This window comes from Herbiconiux gentiana (genome assembly GCF_024978135.1).
Classification (GTDB): domain Bacteria; phylum Actinomycetota; class Actinomycetes; order Actinomycetales; family Microbacteriaceae; genus Herbiconiux; species Herbiconiux gentiana.
Genome location: NZ_JANTEZ010000004.1, coordinates 33951 through 56292, shown reverse-complemented (window position 1 = coordinate 56292; position 22342 = coordinate 33951). Strand labels below are relative to the sequence as shown.

Sequence of the window (22342 nt, the reverse complement as noted above, 5' to 3'; positions counted from 1 at the left end):
CGGAACGACACGACACGAGCAATGGAGCCCCACCGTGACCACCACCGTTCCCACCGGAACCGCTTCTCCTACCGCCAGCACCTCTTCCTCCGCGGGCCAGCGCACCGACGCCCCGACCCGCACCGAGACCGACAGCCTCGGCAGCGTCGAGATCCCGGCCGACGCCTACTGGGGCGTGCACACGGCCCGAGCGCTCGAGAACTTCCCGATCAGCCGCCGGCCGATCTCGGTCTACCCCGACCTCGTCAACGCCCTGGCGATCGTGAAGCAGGCAGCCGCCCGCGCCAACGCCGAGATCGGCGTGCTCGACCGGGCCAAGGCCGACGCCATCGAGGCCGCCTGCGAGCGCATCCGGGCGGGGGAGTTCCACGACCAGTTCGTGGTGGGCGTGATCCAGGGCGGCGCGGGCACGTCGACCAACATGAACGCCAACGAGGTGATCGCGAACGTGGCCCTCGAGGCGGGCGGGCACGCGCTGGGTGACTACGACGTGCTGCACCCGCTCGACGATGTCAACCGCAGCCAGAGCACCAACGACGTGTACCCGACGGCCGTCAAGCTCGCGATGGTGTTCTCGCTGCAGCGGCTGATGGTGGAGCACGAGCAGCTGCGCGACGCGTTCGCCGCCAAGGGCGTGGAGTTCGGGCACGTACTGAAGGTGGGCCGCACGCAGCTGCAGGACGCGGTGCCGATGACCCTCGGCCAGGAGTTCCACGGCTTCGCCACCACGCTCACCGAGGACCTCGAGCGCCTGCGGCACACCATGCCGCTGCTCTGGGAGATCAATCTCGGCGCCACCGCGATCGGCACCGGCATCACGGCCGACCCGAACTACGCCGCCACCGTGTGCCGGCACCTCCGCGACCTGACCGGCTTCGAGCACGTCACGGCCGCCGACCTCGTCGAGGCCACGAGCGACGCCGGCGTGTTCATGACCCTCTCGGGGGTGCTGAAGCGCTCGGCCATCAAGCTCTCCAAGATCTGCAACGACCTGCGCCTGCTCTCCAGCGGCCCCCAGGCCGGCCTCGGCGAGATCAACCTGCCGGCCCGCCAGGCGGGATCGAGCATCATGCCGGGCAAGGTGAACCCGGTCATCCCCGAGGTCGTCAACCAGGTGGCCTTCTCGGTCGCCGGCGCCGACGTGACGGTGACCATGGCGGCGGAGGGCGGCCAGCTGCAGCTGAACGCCTTCGAGCCCGTGATCGCCCACTCGCTGCTGCAGAGCCTCGCCTGGATGACACAGGGCTGGCGCACGCTGCGCGTCAACTGCATCGACGGCATCACCGCCAACCTCGACCGGCTCGACACGATGGTGTCGACCTCGGTCGGCGTGGTCACGGCACTGACCCCCTACATCGGCTACACCGCGGCCTCCGCGCTGGCGAAGACTGCGCTGCTGACTCACCGCAACATCGCCGACCTCGTCGTCGAGGCCGAGCTGATGAGCCGCGAGCGCGTGATGAAGTTGATCTCGCCGGCGCGCCTGTCGGGCATCGAGGCCATCACCGCGGCGATCGACGTGGTGGAGCTGGAGCAGCTGGCGGACGACGCGCCGCATTCGACTGATGAACCCGAGGGAGATCGATGAGCACGGTGACGGATGCCCGAGCGGCGGATTCCGACGAGACGGGGGCCGGGGCATCCGCTCTGCGTGAGCTGGCTCTGCGTGAGCTGATTCTGCGTGAGCTGATGGAGCAGCTCGGCGACCGCGTGGTCGTCGACCCCGCGGCCCTCGACGCGCTGCGCACCGACCGCTCGGGGTGGTGGTCGGAGGGCGGTGCCCTCGCTCTGGTCGAGGCCCGGAGCGTCGAGGACGTGCAGGCGGTGCTGCGCATCGCGAGCGCCCATCGGGTGCCGGTGGTGCCGCGCGGTGCCGGCACCGGGCTCGCGGGCGGGGCGACGGCCACACCCGGCGCCATCGTGCTGAGCGTGCGGCAGCTCGACCGCATCCTCGAGATCGCTCTCGACGACGAACTGGCGGTGGTCGAGCCCGGGGTGATCAATGCCGAACTCGGCGAGGCCCTCGAGCCGCACGGCTACGCCTTCTCGCCCGACCCCGCCTCCAAGGCCATCTCGACGATCGGCGGCAACATCGCCACCAACGCGGGGGGACTGATGTGCGCGAAGTACGGAGTCACCCGCGAGGCCGTGCTGGGGCTCGACGTGGTGCTGCCCGACGGCAGTCTGCTCTCCACCGGGCGCCGCACCGTCAAGGGTGTCACGGGCTACGACCTCACCGCGCTGTTCACCGGTTCGGAGGGCACGCTCGGCGTGATCGTGGGCGCCACGGTGCGCATCCGGCCCATCCCGCCGGGCCAGGTCGTCACCATCGCCGCGTTCTTCTCCGACCTCACGGCCGCTGCGGCCGCCTGCGCCGCCGTCACCGCCTCGCGCGTGCGGCCGGCAGTGATGGAGCTGATGGATGCGCTGACCGTCGCCGCGGTGACCGCCTACCTCGGCACGCCCGCCCGCCAGCCGGGCGCCGCGTTCGTGCTGGTGCAGACCGACGGGGCGGGGGCAGCCGAGGAGGGCGACGCCATCGCCGAGGTGCTGCGCGCGAGCGGGGCGTTCAGCGTCGAGCTCTCGGCCGACCCCGTCGTCGCGGCGGAGCTGCTCGCGTTCCGGCGCAGCATGCACCCCGCGCTCGAGGTGCTCGGGGAGGTGCTGATCGAGGACATCTGCGTGCCCCGTTCGGCGCTGCCGGCGATGTTCGCCGAGATCGAGCGGATCGGGGCGGCCTACGGGCTCGACATCCCGACGGTGGCGCACGCGGGCGACGGCAACCTGCACCCCAACTTCGTGGTGCCGCCGGCCCTCGTCGACACGCCGGGCGGCGACGTCATCGGGGGAGCGCCCGACATCGTCTGGCAGGCCGCCGACGAGCTGTTCGAGTCGGCGCGCCGGCTCGGCGGCACGCTGACCGGCGAGCACGGTGTGGGTGTGCTGAAGCGCCGCTGGCTGGAGGGTGAGCTCGGCGAGAGCGGGCTCGAGCTGCAGCTGCGGTTGAAGGCGGTGTTCGATCCGCTCGGGATCATGAACCCGGGCAAGGTGTACTAGCCGCGGGTCTCGATCCCTAGGGGGAGTGGACCGCTCGCGCACGGGGGTGCCCAGTGTCGTGGCTTCGCGCTACGCTGGACATCCCCTACCGTGAGGATTGCTCGTGACGCTCTTCGACCCCCGCCACTCGGTGTCCGCCGCCGCGGCCCCCGCGCCCGCCGCGGCCCCGGCCGTCGGGCCCGCGGCGGCGCTCCCGCCGCTGCCCACCCTCGGGGCGCCCGGCCGGCGGCAGACGGGGTCGACGGCGTCGCTGGTGCTGCTGATCGTCGGCATCATCGTGCTGGCCTTCGTCTTCCTCGCGGTGCTCGGCTACCTCGTGCTCGGGCTCGGCCCGGTGGCCGTCGTCATCTGCGCGATCATCGCGCTCGTGCCCCTCTCGGTGGTGATCACGGCCGTCACGGTGATCGACCGCTGGGAGCCGGAACCGCGGCCGGCGCTCTGGTTCGCGTTCCTCTGGGGTGCGGCGGCGTCCGTCGCCATCGCGCTGATCGTCGACCTCGGGGTGCAGGTCATCGTCGCCACCGCGAGCGACGGTCAGGCCACCACGAGTGACCTGTGGAGCTCGGTCATCCAGGCCCCGGTGGTGGAGGAGGGGGCGAAGGCCGCGGGCGTGCTCCTGCTCGTCATCATCTTCCGCCGGCAGTTCGACGGTCCGGTCGACGGGCTGGTCTACGGGGCCACCGTGGCGGCGGGTTTCGCCTTCACCGAGAACATCCTCTACTTCGGTCAGTCGCTGATCGAGTCGGGCGGCGTCGGCCTCGGCTTCACCTTCGTGCTGCGCGGCATCATGTCGCCCTTCGCCCACGTCATGTTCACGGCCTGCACGGGTGTCGCCCTCGGCTTCGCCGTGCGGCAGCGGCACTGGTTCGCCGCGGTCGCCGTGTTCCTGCTCGGCCTCCTGCTGGCCATGGGGCTGCACGCCCTGTGGAACGGGTCGACCTTCCTCGTCGAGGGGCTCGACGGCTTCTTCCTGCTCTACTTCGTGGTGCAGGTGCCGCTGTTCGTGCTCGCGGTCGTCTTCGTGGTGCTGCTCCGACGCTCCGAACGGCGGCTCACCCACGCCCGGCTCAGCGAGTACGCCGCGGCGGGGTGGTTCAGCCCGGCCGAGGTCGAGATGCTCTCGACCGGCGCCGGGCGGCGGGCGGCGCGGCGCTGGGCGCGCACCCTGCCGGGCAACGGCGAGCCGGCCATGCGGGCGTTCACGCGCGATGCGACGCGACTGGCCTTCGTGCGGCAGCGGATGCTCTCGGGCCGGGCCTCGACGGCGCCCCGCCACGACGAGGCCGCGCTGCTCGAGTCGCTGCTCGCGGATCGTCTGGCCCTCGCCGGGGCCGCCGGCGGGCATCCGCTCACCTGACCGGGCCGCTTTGCCATGCGCGGGCGGGTGGGCTTGGATGGAGTCATGACTGATTCCACTGCTTCGAAGCCCGAGATCGACTTCCCCGAGGGCCCCGCGCCCACCACGCTCGTGATCGACGACATCGTCGAGGGCACCGGCAAGGAGGCGACCCCGGGCGCCACCGTCGAGGTGCACTACCTCGGTGTCGAGTACGAGACGGGCGACGAGTTCGATTCCTCCTGGGGTCGTGGCGAGACCATCAGCTTCCCGCTGAACGGCCTCATCGCCGGCTGGCAGGAGGGCATCCCGGGCATGAAGGAGGGCGGCCGTCGCAAGCTCACCATCCCGCCGCACCTCGCCTACGGGCCCGCCGGCTCCGGTCACTTCCTCGCGGGCAAGACCCTGATCTTCGTGATCGACCTGATCTCGGTGCCGTAACCCTCCTGTCCCCATCCGTTCGACGGGTGTGCGACGAACCTCCCGTGACCCGCGAGTAGAATTGCTTGCCGGGTTTCGGGAGGTTCTGTGGTCAACGAAGAATTGGCGCGCGAGCGCGAGTACGTGTCAGGGCTGTACCAGCGGCTCGACGGTCTGCGCGCCGAAGCCGAGCGGGAGCTCGCCGCCGTGCGCCGCGAGAGCGTGGGCGGCAATCACCAAAGCCGCTCCGAGCGCGACGCCTTCGCGCGCGCCTACGAGGACCGCATCGGCCAGCTGCGGGAGGTCGGCGAACGACTCGCCTTCGGCCGGCTCGAGCTCGCCGAGGCCGACGACAACGGCAGCACCCACCACTACATCGGCCGCATCGGGCTGCGCGACGAGAACCTCGAGCCGCTGCTGCTCGACTGGCGGGCGCCGCAGGCCAGGGCCTTCTACCAGGCCACCGCCGCCACGCCGCTCGGTGCCCGCGCCCGCCGTCACCTGACCACACGCGGCCGGGAGGTCGTGCGCATCGAGGACGAGGTGTTCGACGCCGAGCTGCTCGACGAGGAGGGCACGGCCCTGCAGGGCGAGGGCGCCCTGCTCGCGGCCCTCTCGGCGCAGCGCACGGGGCGCATGCACGACATCGTCTCCACCATCCAGGCCGAGCAGGACAGGGTGATCCGCTCCGAGCTGCAGGGGGTGCTTGTCGTGCAGGGCGGCCCCGGCACCGGCAAGACCGCCGTGGCCCTGCACCGCGCGGCCTACCTGCTCTACACACACCGCGAGCGGTTGGGCGCGAGCGGTGTGCTCGTCGTCGGCCCGAGCCGGGCGTTCCTGCAGTACATCAACGCCGTGCTGCCGAGCCTCGGCGAGACCGGTGTCGTGCTGGCGAGCCTCGGCCAGCTCTACCCGGGCGTCGAGGCGAGCGCGGAAGACGTGCCGGCCGTCGCGGCGCTGAAGGGCTCGGCCGAGATGGCGGCGCTCATCCGCCGCGCCGTGCGCTCGCGCCAACGCGTGCCCGAGGAGCCGCAGACGCTCACCATCAACGGCGAGACCCTGGTGCTGCAGCCGTCGGCGGTCGCCGACGCGATCGCGAAGGCGCGGGAGTCGGGGAAGCCCTACAACGAAGGCCGGGTGTCGTTCGTCAAGAACCTCCTGGGTCAGCTCACGAAGCAGCTCGCCGAGCAGCTGCGCCGGCGCGGTTCGACGGTCGACGACGCCGACCTGGCCTACCTCCGGGAGGACATCCGCACCGCCTACGACGTGCGGGTCGCGCTCAACACGGCGTGGATCCCCCTGACCCCCGAGAAGCTGCTCGAAGACCTCTACGCCCGGCCGCAGTGGCTCGCCTCGATCACGGCGCACTGGTCGAAGGCCAAGCGCGAGCTGCTGCGGCGGGAGCGCGGGGCGGCGATGACGGTGTCCGACGTGCCGCTGCTCGACGAGGCCGCCGAACTGCTGGGCGACTACGACGCGGGCGACGCCGCGCAGAAGCGCGCCGAGAAGCAGCAGCGCAAGCGCGACCTCGAGAACGCCCGCACCGCCATCAGCAACATGGACGTGGAGGGCATGGTCTCGGCCGAGACCGTCGTCGCCGGCTTCGCGGAGCAGGATGCGGTGCTCACCACCGCCGAGCGGGCCGCCTCCGACCGCAGCTGGACCTACGGGCACATCGTGGTCGACGAGGCGCAGGAGCTGTCGCCGATGCAGTGGCGGGTGCTCCTGCGCAAGGCCCCGCTGCGGTCGCTGACGATCGTCGGCGACGTCGCGCAGGCGAGCTCCGCCGCGTCGTCCATGAGCTGGGAGTCGACGCTCTCGCCGCTCGTCGGTGAGAACTGGCGGCTCGAGGAGCTGACGGTCAACTACCGCACGCCGTCGCAGATCGTCGACGCCGCCGAGCGGGTGGCGGTCGCGCACGGCCTCCAGGTCACCCGGTCGCGCTCCGTGCGCACCACCGAGTGGCCGGTCGAGGCGGTCGGGACGGCGACCGAGGTCGCGTTCGCCGACGCCGTCGTCGCCCACGCCGACGAGATGGCCGAGCAGGGCGGAACCATCGCGGTGATCGCGCCGGCCTCGCGGTCGGGGGCGCTCTGGGCGGCGCTGTCCGAGGCGTTCGGCGACGACGTGGGAGTCGGGGTGCGGGGGCTCTCCCGTCCGATCGCGCTGCTGTCGCCGGCCGAGGCGAAGGGCCTCGAGTTCGACTCGGTCGTCGTGGCGTCGCCGGAGGGTGTCGTCGCGGAGTCGACTCGCGGAGCATCCGCTCTGTACGTGGCGATGACCCGGTCGACCCAGCGGCTCAGCCTGGTGCTGGCGCCGGGGGAGCGGGCGCCCGAGGGGCTCTAGTCGCTATCGCGGCTGGGGCTTATCGCGGGTAGGGCCGGTATCGCGGCTAGGGCCGGGGGTCGAGGGCGTCGTAGGCCCGAAAGCTGTGCACGAAGCGCAGGATGACACCGGCCGCGACGACGATCACCAGACCGCCCACGAGCGGCGGCAGCCAGAGCGCCGCCACCACCGAGAGCGCGCCCACGTAGAGGTCGCCGATGCGTGGCCCGCCCGTGACGACCACGGTGAACACACCCTGCAGGCGGCCGCGCATGTTGTCGGGCACCGCGGTCTGCAGCATGGTCGAGCGGAAGATGGCGCTGATCTCGTCGCTGACCCCGGCGCCCATCAGGGCGAGCGACGCGAGGGCGAGCCCGGCCAGGTCGACCGCCGACCAGTCCTGGCCGACGGGGCCGCCCGTCACCGAGGCGACGAGCAGCACCACGCCGAACAGGGCGGTGAACACCCCGTACGACTGCACCGCGCGCGCGATCGCGCGGCCCTGCCAGCGCACCTGACCGAGCCGGCCCGAGAACACGCTCGCGAGCAGCGAGCCGATGGCGAAGGCCGCCGTCAGCACACCGACGGTGACGGGTCCGCCGCCGAGCACCAGCACACCCACGGCGGGGAAGAGTACCCGCGGCTGCCCGAAGGTCATCGCCGCGATGTCGATCAGGAACGACGCCCGGATGTTCGGCGCACGCTTGAGGAAGGCGAAGCCGTGGCGCAGCGACGCCAGCCCGGGTCGGTGAACCTCGCCCTCGGGCAGGATGCGCGGCAGGCTCGCGATGCCGAGGAACGCGGCGACGAAGAGCACCACGTCGATGGAGTACGTCCAGCCGAAGCCCACGGAGGCGACGAGGACACCCGCCAGCGCCGGGCCCAGCGTGACCATGATGCCGGTCGTGATGCCGCTGAGGGCGGCGGCCGCCGGCAGCAGCTCACGGGGCAGGATGCGCGGGTAGATCGCCGAGCGCGTGGTCTGCACCACGGTCGCCGACACCGCGTTCACCGTGGCGAGCGCATAGAGGGCTGCGACGCTGTCCGCCCCGGTCCAGGCGAGAACCGCGAGAAGGGCGGTCGAGACCCAGGCGATCACCGCGGCGATCAGGGCGACGCGGCGGCGGTCGAAGGCGTCGGCGAGCATCCCGCCGTAGAGCCCGGCCACGATCATCGGCACGAGAGCGAACAGGGCCACCCCGGCGACGGCCAGGGTCGACGAGGTGAGGCGGTAGACGTCGAGACCCACCGCCACCACCGTCATCTGACTGCCGACGCCCGAGATCGCCTGCCCGGCCCAGAGCCGGGCGAAGGCGGGGCTCGCCCGCAACGGGGTGACGTCGACGAACGCCGAACGGCGCGCCGCGGGCTCGCCCGTCACCGGGCCGGCCGGGCGCGCCTCCGGATGATCGGAGTTCCCTCCGCGTTCTGCGCTCACTCCCCGGTGTTCTGCGCGGCGGCGGCCGCGTTCTTCTCCACGAGGTCGGCGTGGTGCTTGGCAGCAACGTCGGGGTGGGCGCGCAGACGGCTCTTCAGGGCGTTCTCGCCGTAGGTGGTGAAGATCGGGTTGCGCGGGTCGACCGTGATGCCCTTGGCCTCGGCCTTCAGCTCCTCGGGCAGCGGCAGCACCGGGATGGTGGCGTCGAGCGCGGGGCTGTAGAAGAACGGGATCGAGACGCGGTCGTCGCCGATGCGCGGCGAGATCACGCGGTGCACGGTGGCCTTGAGGTAGCCGTTGGTGGCGACCTCGAGCAGCTCGCCGATGTTCACCACGAAGGCGTCGTCGATCGGGGGAGCGTCGATCCACTCGCCGTCCTTCTCGACCTGCAGGCCGCCCTTTCCGGGCTCGACGAGCAGCAGGGTCAAGACGCCCGAGTCTTTGTGGGCGCCGACACCCTGCTTGGGCTCGGGGTCGCTCTTGCCCGGGTAGCGCACGATCTTGATCAGGGTCGAGGGGCGCTCGGCGAAGGCGGCGTCGAAGACGTCCTCCGGGGCGCCGAGCGAAAGGGCCCAGGCGCGCAGCAGCGTGAGGCTGACGCGGTTGAGCTCCTCGTACCACTCGCCGACGACGTCCTGCAGCTCGGGCAGGGCGGCCGGCCACTGGTTCGGGCCGTCGAGGCGCATGTAGTCGGGCGTCTCGGCGGTGACCGGCACCGGCTCGCGCTCGACGCCGATGTCGATCTGCTCGCGCCAGTCGACCTTGCCCTGGGTGAGCTCGCCACCGACACGGGTGTAGCCGCGGAAATGCGGGCTGTTGAGGTTCTCGATCGCGAGCTTGTCGGCCTCGGGGAGGGCGAAGAAGCGGCGCGCGGTCGCCATCACGCGCTCGATCAGCTCGTGCGGCACGCCGTGCCCGACGAGGTAGAAGAAGCCGTAGTCGTGCGTGGCCTCGCGGAGTTCGAGGCGGAAGGCCTCGGCGTCGGCGGCGTCGCCGTGCAGGCGGCTGAGGTCGAGCACCGGCAGGGTGGCCGTGCTGAGGGGGGCTGAGTTCAGGGTGTCTGTCATTGTCGATCCGTCCGTTCCGTGTTCTGCAACGCACCTCTACTATCCTGTGTTCCCGATCCGGGGGCGAACCTGCGCACGAAGTGTTACGACCGTGTTTCTGGTAAGGTCGTCAGGTTGCCGTGTGAACGGCCGCGGATAAAGAGAGCCACAGCATCAGGCTGACTGGCACCGCGCAACGAGAGAAAGGGGATCCCATCTATGGCACTCGAAGCAGACGTCAAGAAGGCGATCATCGACGAGTACGCTACCCACCCCGGTGACACCGGGTCCCCTGAAGTGCAGGTCGCCATGCTGACCCGCCGCATCAAGGACCTCACCGAGCACCTCAAGGAGCACAAGCACGACCACCACTCGCGTCGTGGTCTGCTGCTGCTCGTGGGCCAGCGTCGTCGACTGCTCGGCTACCTGCAGGACATCGACATCGACCGCTACCGTTCGCTCATCGAGCGACTCGGGCTGCGTCGGTAATCTCTTGGGTTCGCCCTTCGGGCGACACCGCGTACCGCTCTGAACGGGCCGTCACCTTCGGGTGGCGGCCCGTTCTGCGTTCGGGAATAGATGGGCGCCGATCGCGGTTCGAATGATTACATGCAAACGCATGAAGTTCTCGGAGGGATCCCCATCATGTCGAAGAAGCTCGTCGTCGTCAGCGCCGGCCTCAGCCAGCCTTCGAGCACGCGACTGCTCGCCGACCGCCTGGCCGAGGCGACCCTGGCCGAGGCGAACCTGGCCGAGGCCGACGCTGGCGGAGCATCCGTCGACCTCGAGGTGATCGAGCTGCGCGACCTCGCGCAGGACATCACGAACAACCTGCTCACCGGCTTCGCGAGCCCGAAGCTGCAGAGGGCCATCGACGCCGTGAGCCGCGCCGACGGCCTGATCGCCGTCACCCCCATCTTCACCGCGAGCTACAGCGGACTGTTCAAGTCGTTCTTCGACGTGATCGACAACGCGGCCCTCACCGGCCTGCCCGTGCTGATCGCCGCGACCGGCGGCACCTCGCGCCACTCCCTGGCGCTCGACCACGCCGTGCGCCCGCTGTTCTCCTACCTGCGCGCGATCGTGCTGCCCACCGCCGTCTTCGCCGCGAGCGAGGACTGGGGCGGGGGAGCCGACGTGTCGGGCACGGCCTCACTGCCCGACCGCATCCGCCGCGCCGGACGCGAGCTGGCGGCGCAGCTCGTCGTGTCGACACGCTCCGAGGAGGTCGTCGACCCGTTCGCGCTCGACGCCTCCTTCGACCCCTCCGGACTGTTCCCGGCGCGCTGACGCAACCCCGGGGCGCGGCGCGGATGAACGTGCTTGTATGAGCAGATGGCCGCGAGCATCAGATCCATCCAAACGGCCGTGCCCCCCACCGAGCTCGCTCAGGAGCGGGTGCGCGAGCTGTTCGCCGCGCAGCCCGAGCTGACCCGGCTAGGCCGGCGCCTCGTCGCCACGTCGTTCGACTCCTCGGGCATCCGCACCCGGCACACCGTGCTCGACGAGCTGGCCGCCGACGGCAGCGCGCCCACCGAGCTGTTCGTCGACCCGGCGACCGGGGCGTTCTCGTCGCCGTCGACGGGGGAGCGCAACCGGCTCTACGTCGAGCACGCGCCCGGCCTCGCGGTGACCGCGGCGAGACGGGCGATCGACGCGCTCGCGCCCGGCATCACGGCGGCCGACGTCACCCACGTCGTGACCGCCTCGTGCACCGGCTTCTTCGCACCCGGCCCCGACTGGGCGCTGCAGCGCGAACTCGGTCTCCGCGACGACGTGCAGCGCCATCACGTTGGCTTCATGGGCTGCTACGCGGCCTTCCCCGCACTGCGCATCGCCGCGGCGTTCTGCGCCGCCGACCCCGACGCGGTCGTGCTCGTCGTCTGCGTCGAGCTGTGCACCCTCCACGTGCGCTCGTCGAACGAGCCCGACCAGATCGTGGCCTCCTCGGTGTTCGCCGACGGGGCGGCCGCCGCCGTCGTGACGGCCCGGGAGACCGGCGAGTCGGCCTACCCGCGCCTCGAGCTCGACCGGTTCTCCAGCGCCGTCGTGCCCGACGGCGAGGCCGACATGGCCTGGACCATCGGCGACCACGGCTTCGAGATGGTGCTCTCCAGCTACGTGCCGAAGATCATCGAGCAGAACATCCGGAGCGCGCTCGACCCGCTGCTCGGGGAGGCCGGCGCCGGCGCGGCGACGCACTGGGCGATCCACCCCGGCGGCCGGAGCATCCTCGACCGGGTGGAGCAGACCCTCGGGCTCAGCCCGGCTCAGCTCGCGCCCTCCCGTGAGGTGCTGCGTGACTTCGGCAACATGTCCAGCGCGACCGTGCTGTTCGTGCTGAAGGCGATCCTCGACCAGGCGCTCGTGACGGGCACGATGGATGCGCGTCCCGCCGCCTCGCGTCCGGTGGAACGGGTCTGCGCCGTGGCGTTCGGCCCCGGGCTCACCGTCGAGTCCGGCCTGTTCACGCTGAGGCCGGCCGGCTGATGGCCCGGCTCGAGCGCAAGCCCCCCGGCGCGCGGCCGCTCCGCAAGCGCGCCGTCGACGCGCGCGAGCTGATGGACCACGACGACGCCGACCCCGAGCTGCTCGCCCGCACCTACCGGCAGTTCCGCACCATGAACCGGCTCGTCGCCGGCTGGCACGGCACCTACTCCGAGCGCATCCGCCCGCTGCTGTCGGCCACCGAGCCCTCGACGCTGCTCGACGTCGGCTGCGGCGGCGGCGACATCGCCCGGGCCCTCGCGCGCTGGGCGAAGCGCGACGGCCTGCAGCTCACCGTCGTCGGCATCGATCCGGATGCGCGGGCCATCGCCGCGGCCCAGGACGCCCCCAACCCCGACGGCGTGCGCTTCGCCCGCGCGACCAGCTCCCAATTCGTCGACGTCGCCCAGCGCTGGGACTTCGTCATCTCCAACCACGTGCTGCACCACCTCACGCCCGTCGAGCTCGAGGACCTGCTGGTCGACTGCGAGCTGCTCACCCGTGGCCTCGCGATCCACAGCGACATCCGCCGCAGCCGAGGCGCGTACGCGGCCTACTGGCTGCTGACCGCGCTTCCCCTGCCGGTGTTCCGCCACTCCTTCCTGCGGGAGGACGGGCTCACCTCGATCCGCCGCAGCTACACCGAGGGGGAGCTCGCCGTGGTCGCCCGGCGCGGCTGGACGGTCGAGTCGCAGTCGCCCTACCGCCTGCTGCTGAGCTACGCCGCCAAACCCGAGGCCGCCGGTACGGCAGAGTAGAGATCATGCAGACCCGTCGCCGCTTCAAGCCGCTCTGGCGCTGGGAGGCGCTGCTGTTCGCCGTCGTGCTGGTGGCGGCGATGGCCGCCAGCCTGGTGGCCCGACCCGAGCTGCCGGTTCTCGGACCGATCGCCTCCGTGCTGCTGCTTGCGATCGCCGTCGCGGCGGCGCTGGCGCTGATCGTCCCGCTGCTGCGCCGGAAGGGGCACGACAGCGAGAACTCCCGGCACGACCTGAGCGGCGTCGACCTAGTGCCGTTCCCCGGCCTCGGCGAGGTGCCGGTCAGCACCCGCGTCGTCGAGAGCGAGCGGCGGCAGACCGCCATCGAGGCCGCGGTGGCGAAGTCCCGCACCGTGCGGGCCGTGCTCACCGACGACGCCAGTCGCTGGCTCGGCCGCGAGCTGCGGGTCGCCGTCGATCTCCTCGACGACGCGGGCGGCGTGCACCGGGTCGGCTTCGTGCCGCGCGAGGTCGACGAGCGGGTGCACCGGATGCTCGGCGAGCTGCCGGGCGAGCGGGTGGCCGCGACGGTCCCCGTCACCGTGACGGGCGCCGAGCGCGCGCGACGGCTCGAGATCCTGCTCTAGCGCGCCACCGCGGGGATCCGGACCCGGACTGATAGACTGAGGAGGTCGAGAGCGGGCCGATCCCTGAGGATCGAGAAGCTGGTCCTCGGTGGTGGCGTTCCGGAGTGCATCCGGAGTCCTTCTACTGGTGACCAGCTGTGCTTGTGAACAGCAGTGCTGCTAAACAGCAGGTGCTGTTGAACAGCATGCCGCTCCGACGCGAGGAGTCGTGGCCCACACGGGGCTGCGACGCTAAACAAAGGAGAAAGACCTCTTGGAAGGTCCTGAGATCAAGTTCGCCGAAGCCGTCATCGACAACGGCAAGTACGGCAAGCGCACCGTCCGCTTCGAGACCGGCCGCCTCGCGCAGCAGGCCCAGGGAGCAGTCGCCGCCTACCTCGACGACGACACCATGCTGCTGAGCGCCACGAGCATCGGCAAGCACCCGAAAGACAACTTCGACTTCTTCCCGCTGACGATCGACGTCGAGGAGCGCAGCTACGCCGCCGGCAAGATCCCCGGCTCGTTCTTCCGTCGTGAGGGCCGCCCCTCCACCGAGGCGATCCTCGTCTGCCGTCTGATCGACCGGCCCCTGCGCCCGTCGTTCATCACCGGCCTCCGCAACGAGGTGCAGGTCGTCATCACCGTGCTGAGCATCGCCCCCGACGAGTTCTACGACTCGTTGGCCATCAACGCGGCCTCCGCGTCGAGCCAGATCTCGGGTGTGCCCTTCTCGGGCCCGATCGGCGGCATCCGCCTCGCGCTCATGCCGGGCTACGGCACCGAGCCCGACCAGTGGGTCGCGTTCCCCAAGTTCTCGCAGCTGCAGGATGCGGTGTTCGACCTCGTCGTCGCCGGCCGCGTGGTCGAGAACTCCGACGGCTCGTCCGACGTCGCCATCATGATGGTCGAGGCCGAGGCCACCGAGAACAGCTGGAACCTGATCAAGGGCGGCGCCACCAAGCCGAACGAGGCCGTCGTGGCCGAGGGCCTCGAGGCCGCCAAGCCCTTCATCAAGCAGCTCGTCGAGGCGCAGAAGTCGCTGGCCGATCAGGCCGCCAAGGAGATCAAGGAATACCCGATCTTCCTGCCCTACACCCAGCAGGCCTACGACGCGGTCGCCGAGCTCTCCTACGACGAGCTCGTCGGCATCTACCAGATCGCCGACAAGACCGAGCGCCAGAACGCCGACGACGCCCTCAAGGAGCGCGTCAAGGCCGCCATCCAGGCCAAGGTCGAGGCCGGCGAGCTCGGCGGCGACGTGCCCCCGATGGTCTCCGCCGCGTACAAGTCCGTCACGAAGGTGGTCGTCCGCGGCCGCATCCTCCGCGACGGCGTGCGCATCGACGGGCGCGGCCTGGCCGACATCCGCCCGCTCGACGCCGAGGTCGCGGTCATCCCGCGCGTGCACGGCTCCGCCATCTTCCAGCGCGGCGAGACCCAGATCCTGGGTGTCACCACGCTGAACATGCTGAAGATGGAGCAGCAGATCGACTCGCTGTCGCCGATCACGCACAAGCGCTACCTGCACCACTACAACTTCCCGCCCTACTCGACCGGTGAGACCGGCCGCGTCGGTTCGCCGAAGCGTCGCGAGATCGGGCACGGCTTCCTCGCCGAGCGCGCCCTCGTGCCGGTGCTGCCGAGCCGCGAGGAGTTCCCCTACGCCATCCGTCAGGTGTCCGAGGCCCTCGGGTCCAACGGCTCCACCTCGATGGGCTCCGTCTGCGCGTCGACCCTGTCGCTGCTGAACGCCGGTGTGCCCCTGCGCGCCCCGGTCGCCGGCATCGCGATGGGCCTCGTCTCCGACGAGGTCGACGGTGAGACCCGCTACGCGGCGCTCACCGACATCCTCGGTGCGGAGGACGCCCTCGGCGACATGGACTTCAAGGTCGCCGGCACGAGCGAGTTCGTCACCGCGATCCAGCTCGACACCAAGCTCGACGGCATCCCCACCGCCGTGCTCGACGGTGCGCTGAAGCAGGCGAAGGCCGCGCGCGACGCGATCCTCTCGGTGCTGAACGCCGCGATCGACGAGCCCGACGAGCTGGCGCCCACCGCGCCGCGCGTCATCTCGGTGCAGATCCCCGTCGACAAGATCGGTGAGCTGATCGGCCCGAAGGGCAAGACGATCAACGCGATCCAGGACGAGACCGGCGCCGACATCTCCATCGAGGAGGACGGCACCGTCTACATCGGCGCCGTCGACGGCCCCTCGGCCGAGGCCGCGCGCCAGCAGGTCAACGCCATCGCGAACCCGCAGAACCCCGAGGTCGGTGAGCAGTTCCTCGGCACCGTCGTGAAGCTCGCGACCTTCGGTGCGTTCGTCTCCCTGCTCCCGGGCAAGGACGGCCTGCTGCACATCTCCGAGGTACGCAAGCTCGCCGGTGGCAAGCGGGTCGAGAACGTCGAGGACGTGCTCGGCGTCGGCCAGAAGATCCTGGTGCAGATCACGAAGATCGACGACCGCGGAAAGCTGTCGCTCGCTCCGGTGATCTCCGAGACCGCCGACGGCGAGCCCGTCGAGGTTCCCGCCGAGGCCTGATAGCAGTACCGGGGCCTTCCAGCCCTGAATGACGGATGCCCGTCCCGGATCGCCGGGGCGGGCATCCGTCGTCTGTGCATCCGTCGTCCGTGCATCCGTGGCCCGGGGCGCCGTCAGCCGGCGTTCGGGGAGGGCGGGATAGGCTGGCGGAGATGAACAGCGCCGTGAACCTCCCGCTCGACCTCCCGGAACTCTCGATCGGCACCGCCGCCGAAGGGCTGGTGCGGCGAACGATCCTCCCGAGCGGTGTGCGCATCCTGACCGAGCACATCCCGGGCTCGCGCTCGGCGACCATCGGCTACTGGGTCGCCGCCGGCTCCCGCGACGAGCTCGGCGCGGTCGGCTCCACGCCCTCGCGCTACGGCTCCACCCACTTCCTCGAGCACCTGCTGTTCAAGGGCACGCCGAGCCGCACCGCGCTCGACATCGCGATCGCCTTCGACTCCGTGGGCGGCGAGCACAACGCCGTCACCAGCAAGGAGTACACCTGCTACTACGCCAAGGTGCGCGACGCCGACCTGCCGATGGCGGTCGACGTGCTCTCCGACATGGTGACCTCCGCCCTCCTCGACCCGGTCGAGTTCGAGACCGAGCGCGGCGTCATCCTCGAGGAGCTCGCCATGGCGGAGGACGACCCCTCGGACGTCGCGGGCGAGCGCCTGTTCGAGGCCGTGCTGGGCGGGCATCCGCTCGGCCGACCCGTCGGCGGCACCCCCGAGGCCATTCGCGCGGTCACCCGTGAGGCCGTCTGGGAGCACTACCGGGCCGCCTACCGGCCCAACGACCTCGTGGTCTCTGCGGCCGGAGCCGTCGACCACGACGTGCTGGTCGCCGCAGTCATCGAGTCGCTCGGGCGCTCGGAGTGGGATCTCAGCACCCCCGCCACCCCGCGTGCGCGCCGCTCGTCGACGCCCGTCGCGCTCGACACGGGCCATCCGCTCACCGTCGTCACCAAGCCCACCGAGCAGGCCAGCGTGATGGTGGGGCTGCCCGGCATCGTGGCCACCGACGACCGCCGCACCGTGATGGCCGTGCTCAACTCGGTGTTCGGCGGGGGCATGTCGTCGCGCCTGTTCCAGGAGGTGCGCGAGCGCCGGGGCCTGGCGTACTCGGTCTACTCCTACGCGCCGAGCTACTCCGACGCGGGCATCTTCCTGATGTATGCCGGATGCACGCCGGGACGCGAGGGCGCGGTGACCGAGCTCATGCTGTCGGAGCTGCGCCGCCTCGCCGACGACGGCATCACCGCCGACGAGCTGCGCCGCGCCTTCGGCCAGCTCTCGGGATCGGCCGCGCTCGCCCTCGAGGACAGCGACACCCGCATGTCGCGCCTCGGTCGCAGCGAGCTGACCGTCGGCGAGTTCGTCGACCTCGACGAGAGCGTGCGCCGCCTGTCCGAGGTGACCGAGAACGACGTGCAGCAGCTGGCGGCCACCCTGCTCGAGGGCTCGGTGAGCATCGCGGCGGTCGGCCCGATCACCGAGGACGCCTTCGCCACGACGGTGGGAGCCTGATGGGTCACACGCTCTACCTCGTGCGGCACGGCGAGCAGCTCGACGCCGAGCACGGGGTCGCCGACGGCCCGCTCTCGCCGCGCGGCCAGCGCCAGGCGCGCCTCATCGCCGACCGGCTCGGGGGAGTGCCCTTCGATTCGGTGCGGCACTCGCCGCTGCAGCGCGCCGAGCAGACCGCGCAGATCATGTCGGAGCACCTGCCCGCCCTCGACCCGCAGCCGAGCGCGCTGCTGTTCGACTGCGTGCCCACCGGCTACTCGCCGCAGATGCCCCACACCTTCGAGCCCTTCTTCAACTCCGTCACCGACGACGAGGTCGAGGCCGGCCGGGCCCAGATGGCGGATGCGGTGTCCGAGTTCCTGACGCCCTCCCGCGACTCCAGCCACGACCTGCTGATCACGCACAACTTCGTGATCGCCTGGTTCGTGCGCGAGGCGATGGATGCGCCGGAGTGGCGCTGGGCCGGCCTCAACCAGGCGCACGCCGGGCTCACCATCCTGCGCTGGAAGACCGGGCGCCTGCCCGAGCTCGTCGCCTTCAACGACCTCGGTCACCTGCCGGTGGAGCTGCGCACAGGCATGAACGACCCGCAGCCGTACTGATGCGCATCCGGTGCATCTGATGCGCATCGAGGGGACCTGATGCGCGTTCGCCCGGGCGACGTGTCGCAGCCCGCTGAGCAGCAGCTGCTGCGCGACTACTTCGCGTTCCGCTCGGCCGCATTCCCGCAGGCGGGCGGCTACACGGTGACCCTGCCGGCGCCCGAGCAGTTCGACGGCTCACGGGGCGTGTTCCTCGTGGTCGACGACGACTCCGGCCGGCCGGTGGGCTGCGGCGGCATCCGGATGCTCACGCCCGACCCCGCCCGCGACGGCGGCGCCGTGCGCGCCGAGGTGAAGCACGTGTGGCTCGACCCGGCGACCCGCGGGCGCGGCTGGAGCGTCACGCTCCTCGACGCCCTCGAAGACAGCGCCCGGAGGCTCGGAGCCACCGAGCTCGTGCTCGACACGCACCACACCCTGGAGGCCGCGGCGAGGCTGTACGCCCGCACCGGCTTCGTGCCCACCGAGCCCTACAACGACAACCCCAACGCCACGCGGTGGTACCGCAAGCCGCTCGGCGACGCCCCGTCCGACGGCGCCGGGTAGGTTGGGGGGATGACTGTGAAGGTGGCCGTCGTCGGCGCAACGGGAAAGCTCGGCCGACTGGTGGCGGGCATCGTGTCCGAGCATCCGGAGTTCGAGCTCGTCGCCTCGCTCGGTTCGGCCAGCGAGCTCTCGGAGATGCTGGTCGCCGACGTCGTGGTCGACGTGACCGTGCCCGGGGTGAGCCAGAAGATCGTCGAGTACGCCCTGACCAACGGGCGCAACGTGCTCATCGGAACCTCGGGCTGGTCGGCCGACCGGGTCGCCGGGCTGAAGCGCCTGCTGGGCGACGAGCCGGCGAACGGCGTGGTGGTCATCCCGAACTTCTCGCTGGGCTCGGTGCTCGCCACCTCGTTCGCCACGATGGCGGCGCGGTTCTACGACTCGATCGAGATCGTGGAGGCGCACGCCGCCCGCAAGGTCGACTCGCCCTCGGGCACGGCCGTGCGCACGGCCGAGCTGATGACGGCCGCCCGGGGCGCGCGCGGACCCGTCGCCGCGCCGCACACCGACCAGCGCGCCCGCGGGCAGCAGGTCGCGAGCATCCCGGTGCACAGCCTGCGGCTGGCGGGGGTCGTCGCCAAGCAGGACGTGATCTTCGGCGGCACCGGCGAGGTGCTGACGCTGACGCACGAGACGATCTCGCAGAGCTCGTACACGCAGGGCATCCTGGTGGCGCTGCGGGCCGCGTCGACCGCGCGGGGGGTGACGGTGGGGCTGGAGAGTCTGATCGACCTGGGGCTGCCGGGCGGGGCGTCTTCGTCGGGTGCCGCGGTGCCCCCCGTCGGGCCCGAGAACGTGTCGGGTCAGGCGGCCACCGCCACCAGCGTGACCCCGTGAAGGGGCGCATCGCCGCCATCGTGATGGCGGTCGTGCTCGCGATCTACCTGGTGCTCGTCGGGCAGCGCGCCGTGATGTTCGTGCTCACAGGCGAGCCGATCGCCGTCGTGATCGGGGTGACCCTGATCGCGCTGCCGCTCGTCGGGGCCTGGGCGCTCGCCCGCGAGCTCTGGTTCGGCGTGCGCACCGAGCAGCTCGTCGAACGCATGGACCGCGAGGGCGAGCTGCCGCCCGACGACCTGCCCAAGCGCACGAGCGGCCGCCCCGAGCGGGAGGCGGCCGACGCCGACTTCGGCCGCTGGAAGTCCGCGGTGGAGCAGGACGAGACGAGCTGGCGGGCGTGGTTCCGGCTCGGCCTCGCGTACGACGCCTCCGGCGACCGCCGACGCGCGCGGGCCGCCCTGCGCTCGGCGGTACGCCTCGAGGCCGCGGAGCGCCGCGCCGCGCGCTGATCGCTGCTGCGTCAGACGGCGCGGGGCGCGCGTCCCGCGCCGTCAGAGCTGGCTGAGGGCCGACTGGATGGTGCCGTCGCGGAAGGTGAAGCCGTTGAAGAGCAGTTTCTGGGCCGAGACGTCCTGGTCGGAGAGCAGCAGGTCGCGGCCGGCGTCGGCGAGGGCCGCCTTCAGCGCCCAGGCGGGGGCCGGCAGCCAGTAGGGGCGGTGCAGGTCCTCGGCGAGCGTGCGCACGACCTCCGAGGCGGGTGCCGGGCGCGGGCCGACGAGGTTCACCGGGCCCTCGAGGTCGGATCCGATGAGGTAGCGCAGGGCGGCCGCCTCGTCGTGGAGGCTGATCCAGGGCCAGATCTGCTCGCCGCTGCCGACGGGGCCCGCGAGTCCGAGCTTGGCGAGCAGGGTGAGCGGCTTCAGGGCGCCGCCGCCCTTGCCCACGACGAGGCCCGTTCGCGCCGTGACGAGCCGCGTGTGCGCGGCGGCCGGTGCGGCGGCGCGCTCCCACGCATCCGTCACCCTGGCCAGGAAGCCGGTGCCGAGCGGCGACGACTCGGTGAGCACCTCGCCCGGCCGGTCGCCGTAGAAGCCGACGGCCGAGCCCGAGATGAAGACCTCGGGCGGGTTCTCGGCCCGCGCGATCGCATCGACGAGGGTGCCGGTGGCGAGCACCCGCGACTGGAGGATCTCGCGCTTGTACGGCAAGGTCCAGGGGAGCTTCGAGATGGAGGCGCCCGAGAGGTTCACCACGGCGTCGACCCCGTCGATCACGGCCGTCGGGATCCAGCGGGCCTCCGGGTCCCACGAGCGCTCCGTGGGCGTTCGGGCCGGGCGGCGCACGAGGATGAGCACGGTGTGCCCCTCGGCGCGCAGCTGACGGGTGAGCTCGGTGCCGATGAAGCCGGAGCCTCCGGCGATCAGCACCGTCTTCGGCGCGGTCACGCGAGGCTCGCTTCGAGCGTGATGGGGATTCCGGCGAGGGCCTTGGACACCGGGCATCCGCTCTTCGCGTCGTCGGCGATGCGCTGGAACTCGGCCTCGTCGATGCCCGGGACGACGGCGCTGACCAAGAGGTGGCTGCCCGTGATGCCGTGCGCCGGGTCGAAGGTGACCGCGGCCGTGGTCTGCAGCGACTCGGGCGCGTGGCCCGAGCGGGCGAGCGCGGCGGCGAAGGCCATCGAGTAGCAGGAGGCGTGGGCGGCGCCCAGCAGCTCCTCGGGAGTGGTGACGCTCTCGGCGCCCTCGGAGCGGGCCCGCCAGTTCACCGCGAGGCTCGCGGCCCCGGAGCTGTCGAGGGTGGTCGTGCCCGATCCGCTCGTGAGATCACCCCGCCACACCGTCGTCGACTCACTCGTCACAGCCATGGACAACCTCCCGTGTCGGTGCGCCCAGCCTACCGCCAGGCCCCTCGCGGGCCCAGGCTCAGGCCCGCGCGCCGGAGGGTCGGAGGCGGAGGAGCACGAGGTAGAGCTGGCAGCCGATGCAGTAGCCGAAGGCCGAGTTGAGCAGCGCGGCCACGAAGGCGAGGGCGGCGGCGACGGACACGGCGAACGGCACACCGAGAGCCCCGAGCACGAGCCCGGCGGCGGTCACGACGAAGCCGACGCCCTGGGCGAAGGTCGGCGGCCGCGGATCCTCGAGCTCCCGCGGCGGCCCCAGTCGCGGCCGGACGAGCGTGCGGAACAGCAGCCCGTAGGGATGCCGCGCGACCCCGGCGGTCGTGCCCCACAGGAAGAGTGCGCTGATCGCGCCGAGCAGCAGGTACGGCGGGTTCAGGATGCGCGACGCGACGTCGCCCGCCGGCGGAGCGCTCAGCCCGAGCACGATCACCACGGCGAGAAGCACCGCCGTGATGCCGGCGCCGAAGCGGGGGGAACGGGGGTCGATCATCGGAGGGCCTCCAGTCGCTCCTCGACGACGGACCGGCGGACGACCCCGCCGATGCGGGTGCGAACGACTCCGTGCCGGTCGAGGATCAGGGTGGTCGGGGTCTGCAGGATGGCGAAGCGGCGCACGAGATCGGCTCGCTCGCCGACATCGACCTCGAGGTGCTCGACGCCCTCGGTGCGCGCAGAGAGCTCGCCGAGCACGCGGCGGGTGGCCGGGCATCCGGAGCAGAATGCCGTCGAGAACTGCACGAGGGTCGCCCGGCTGCCGAACCGGTCGGCAGAGGCGCCGAAGAGCGCCGGGTCGATCGCGGTCGGCGCCGAAGCGGGCGAGACCGCGACGGCCGTACCCTGCCGGCGGCGCCACAGCACTCCGACGAGCACCGTCACGGCGGTGAGGGCGGCGAGGGCGGCGAGTGCGAGCAGGGCGGTCAGGACGGTCATGGTGATCGCAGACTAGGCGCGGGGTGGGCCGGGCATCCGGTTCATGACGATTGTGACGCCGGACGGGCGTGCTAATCTGAGCCCGTGCT

The 22342-nt window shown here is 71.6% G+C and carries 22 protein-coding genes; 16 read left to right on the top strand and 6 right to left on the bottom strand.

Features of this window, described 5'->3' with window-relative positions; all coding sequences use genetic code 11:
- The first annotated feature begins 34 nt into the window (after positions 1 to 34).
- From NVV95_RS10670 to NVV95_RS10650, 5 genes are all read left to right on the top strand, one after another.
- Positions 35 to 1588 (top strand): aspartate ammonia-lyase, encoded by a 1554-nt coding sequence (locus tag NVV95_RS10670; protein ID WP_259486533.1) that lies wholly within the window; start codon positions 35 to 37, stop codon positions 1586 to 1588.
- A 101-nt stretch (positions 1589 to 1689) separates the two neighbouring features.
- On the top strand, positions 1690 to 3057 hold the full coding sequence (locus NVV95_RS10665) for an FAD-binding oxidoreductase (RefSeq protein WP_259486939.1): 1368 nt from the start codon (positions 1690 to 1692) through the stop codon (positions 3055 to 3057).
- A gap of 103 nt (positions 3058 to 3160) precedes the next feature.
- On the top strand, positions 3161 to 4414 hold the full coding sequence (locus NVV95_RS10660; RefSeq protein WP_259486532.1) for a PrsW family intramembrane metalloprotease: 1254 nt from the start codon (positions 3161 to 3163) through the stop codon (positions 4412 to 4414).
- 45 nt (positions 4415 to 4459) lie between these two features.
- A complete protein-coding gene (locus NVV95_RS10655) occupies positions 4460 to 4834 on the top strand; it encodes an FKBP-type peptidyl-prolyl cis-trans isomerase (RefSeq protein ID WP_259486531.1) in 375 nt (124 codons plus the stop codon).
- Positions 4835 to 4921: 87 nt separating this feature from the next.
- Positions 4922 to 7159: a HelD family protein gene (locus NVV95_RS10650; protein ID WP_259486530.1), complete on the top strand. Its 2238-nt coding sequence runs from the start codon at positions 4922 to 4924 to the stop codon at positions 7157 to 7159.
- Positions 7160 to 7205: 46 nt separating this feature from the next.
- Here the strand turns inward: NVV95_RS10650 and NVV95_RS10645 are convergent, their stop codons facing one another.
- Both NVV95_RS10645 and NVV95_RS10640 read right to left on the bottom strand, forming a co-directional pair.
- Positions 7206 to 8576 (bottom strand): MFS transporter, encoded by a 1371-nt coding sequence (locus NVV95_RS10645; protein WP_310796067.1) that lies wholly within the window; start codon positions 8574 to 8576, stop codon positions 7206 to 7208.
- On the bottom strand, positions 8573 to 9643 hold the full coding sequence (locus NVV95_RS10640; protein WP_259486529.1) for an isopenicillin N synthase family dioxygenase: 1071 nt from the start codon (positions 9641 to 9643) through the stop codon (positions 8573 to 8575). Before NVV95_RS10640 ends, NVV95_RS10645 begins: the two co-directional genes overlap by 4 nt.
- 198 nt (positions 9644 to 9841) lie before the next feature.
- On the opposite strand from NVV95_RS10640, the gene rpsO reads away from it, so the two are divergent.
- From rpsO to NVV95_RS10585, 11 genes are all read left to right on the top strand, one after another.
- The gene (gene rpsO / locus NVV95_RS10635; protein ID WP_173181160.1) at positions 9842 to 10111 is read left to right on the top strand and encodes a 30S ribosomal protein S15; all 270 of its coding nucleotides are present in this window, start codon (positions 9842 to 9844) and stop codon (positions 10109 to 10111) included.
- A 156-nt stretch (positions 10112 to 10267) separates the two neighbouring features.
- Complete coding sequence (locus tag NVV95_RS10630; RefSeq protein WP_259486528.1) at positions 10268 to 10912, top strand: FMN reductase; 645 nt, start codon at positions 10268 to 10270, stop codon at positions 10910 to 10912.
- Between the two features lie 45 nt (positions 10913 to 10957).
- Positions 10958 to 12112, top strand: coding sequence for a type III polyketide synthase (locus tag NVV95_RS10625; protein ID WP_259486527.1), 1155 nt, complete (start codon positions 10958 to 10960; stop codon positions 12110 to 12112).
- Positions 12112 to 12867: a methyltransferase domain-containing protein gene (locus tag NVV95_RS10620; RefSeq protein WP_259486526.1), complete on the top strand. Its 756-nt coding sequence runs from the start codon at positions 12112 to 12114 to the stop codon at positions 12865 to 12867. Before NVV95_RS10625 ends, NVV95_RS10620 begins: the two co-directional genes overlap by 1 nt.
- Before the next feature lie 5 nt (positions 12868 to 12872).
- Complete coding sequence (locus NVV95_RS10615) at positions 12873 to 13454, top strand: hypothetical protein (RefSeq protein ID WP_259486525.1); 582 nt, start codon at positions 12873 to 12875, stop codon at positions 13452 to 13454.
- A 253-nt stretch (positions 13455 to 13707) separates the two neighbouring features.
- A complete protein-coding gene (locus NVV95_RS10610) occupies positions 13708 to 15978 on the top strand; it encodes a polyribonucleotide nucleotidyltransferase (RefSeq protein ID WP_259486524.1) in 2271 nt (756 codons plus the stop codon).
- A gap of 152 nt (positions 15979 to 16130) precedes the next feature.
- Positions 16131 to 17492, top strand: coding sequence for a M16 family metallopeptidase (locus NVV95_RS10605; protein ID WP_259486523.1), 1362 nt, complete (start codon positions 16131 to 16133; stop codon positions 17490 to 17492).
- A complete protein-coding gene (locus NVV95_RS10600; protein ID WP_259486522.1) occupies positions 17492 to 18094 on the top strand; it encodes a histidine phosphatase family protein in 603 nt (200 codons plus the stop codon). Before NVV95_RS10605 ends, NVV95_RS10600 begins: the two co-directional genes overlap by 1 nt.
- Positions 18095 to 18133: 39 nt before the next feature.
- Complete coding sequence (locus NVV95_RS10595) at positions 18134 to 18640, top strand: GNAT family N-acetyltransferase (protein ID WP_259486521.1); 507 nt, start codon at positions 18134 to 18136, stop codon at positions 18638 to 18640.
- Between the two features lie 9 nt (positions 18641 to 18649).
- Complete coding sequence (gene dapB / locus NVV95_RS10590) at positions 18650 to 19477, top strand: 4-hydroxy-tetrahydrodipicolinate reductase (RefSeq protein WP_259486520.1); 828 nt, start codon at positions 18650 to 18652, stop codon at positions 19475 to 19477.
- Positions 19474 to 19929, top strand: a complete 456-nt coding sequence (locus tag NVV95_RS10585; RefSeq protein ID WP_375163809.1) for a hypothetical protein — start codon at positions 19474 to 19476, stop codon at positions 19927 to 19929. The genes dapB and NVV95_RS10585 overlap by 4 nt, the downstream gene beginning before the upstream one ends.
- Before the next feature lie 42 nt (positions 19930 to 19971).
- Here NVV95_RS10585 and NVV95_RS10580 read toward each other — a convergent pair whose 3' ends face one another.
- From NVV95_RS10580 to NVV95_RS10565, 4 genes are read right to left on the bottom strand one after another with little or no spacing between them, the layout of a single operon-like run.
- Positions 19972 to 20865 (bottom strand): TIGR01777 family oxidoreductase, encoded by an 894-nt coding sequence (locus tag NVV95_RS10580; protein ID WP_259486519.1) that lies wholly within the window; start codon positions 20863 to 20865, stop codon positions 19972 to 19974.
- Positions 20862 to 21287, bottom strand: a complete 426-nt coding sequence (locus tag NVV95_RS10575) for an OsmC family peroxiredoxin (RefSeq protein WP_259486518.1) — start codon at positions 21285 to 21287, stop codon at positions 20862 to 20864. Before NVV95_RS10575 ends, NVV95_RS10580 begins: the two co-directional genes overlap by 4 nt.
- A gap of 58 nt (positions 21288 to 21345) precedes the next feature.
- The gene (locus tag NVV95_RS10570; protein ID WP_259486517.1) at positions 21346 to 21813 is read right to left on the bottom strand and encodes a DUF4395 domain-containing protein; all 468 of its coding nucleotides are present in this window, start codon (positions 21811 to 21813) and stop codon (positions 21346 to 21348) included.
- Complete coding sequence (locus NVV95_RS10565) at positions 21810 to 22253, bottom strand: TlpA family protein disulfide reductase (RefSeq protein ID WP_259486516.1); 444 nt, start codon at positions 22251 to 22253, stop codon at positions 21810 to 21812. Before NVV95_RS10565 ends, NVV95_RS10570 begins: the two co-directional genes overlap by 4 nt.
- Positions 22254 to 22342: the final 89 nt, after the last annotated feature.

Coding starts and splice junctions, on each gene's coding strand:
- NVV95_RS10665 (WP_259486939.1), top strand. CDS start 1,690: ATGGAGCAGCTCGGCGACCGCGTGGTCGTCGACCCCGCGGCCCTCGAC.
- NVV95_RS10655 (WP_259486531.1), top strand. CDS start 4,460: ATGACTGATTCCACTGCTTCGAAGCCCGAGATCGACTTCCCCGAGGGC.
- NVV95_RS10640 (WP_259486529.1), bottom strand. CDS start 9,643: ATGACAGACACCCTGAACTCAGCCCCCCTCAGCACGGCCACCCTGCCG.
- rpsO (WP_173181160.1), top strand. CDS start 9,842: ATGGCACTCGAAGCAGACGTCAAGAAGGCGATCATCGACGAGTACGCT.
- NVV95_RS10630 (WP_259486528.1), top strand. CDS start 10,268: ATGTCGAAGAAGCTCGTCGTCGTCAGCGCCGGCCTCAGCCAGCCTTCG.
- NVV95_RS10625 (WP_259486527.1), top strand. CDS start 10,958: ATGGCCGCGAGCATCAGATCCATCCAAACGGCCGTGCCCCCCACCGAG.
- NVV95_RS10620 (WP_259486526.1), top strand. CDS start 12,112: ATGGCCCGGCTCGAGCGCAAGCCCCCCGGCGCGCGGCCGCTCCGCAAG.
- NVV95_RS10615 (WP_259486525.1), top strand. CDS start 12,873: ATGCAGACCCGTCGCCGCTTCAAGCCGCTCTGGCGCTGGGAGGCGCTG.
- NVV95_RS10605 (WP_259486523.1), top strand. CDS start 16,131: ATGAACAGCGCCGTGAACCTCCCGCTCGACCTCCCGGAACTCTCGATC.
- NVV95_RS10600 (WP_259486522.1), top strand. CDS start 17,492: ATGGGTCACACGCTCTACCTCGTGCGGCACGGCGAGCAGCTCGACGCC.
- NVV95_RS10595 (WP_259486521.1), top strand. CDS start 18,134: ATGCGCGTTCGCCCGGGCGACGTGTCGCAGCCCGCTGAGCAGCAGCTG.
- dapB (WP_259486520.1), top strand. CDS start 18,650: ATGACTGTGAAGGTGGCCGTCGTCGGCGCAACGGGAAAGCTCGGCCGA.
- NVV95_RS10575 (WP_259486518.1), bottom strand. CDS start 21,287: ATGGCTGTGACGAGTGAGTCGACGACGGTGTGGCGGGGTGATCTCACG.
- NVV95_RS10570 (WP_259486517.1), bottom strand. CDS start 21,813: ATGATCGACCCCCGTTCCCCCCGCTTCGGCGCCGGCATCACGGCGGTG.
- NVV95_RS10565 (WP_259486516.1), bottom strand. CDS start 22,253: ATGACCGTCCTGACCGCCCTGCTCGCACTCGCCGCCCTCGCCGCCCTC.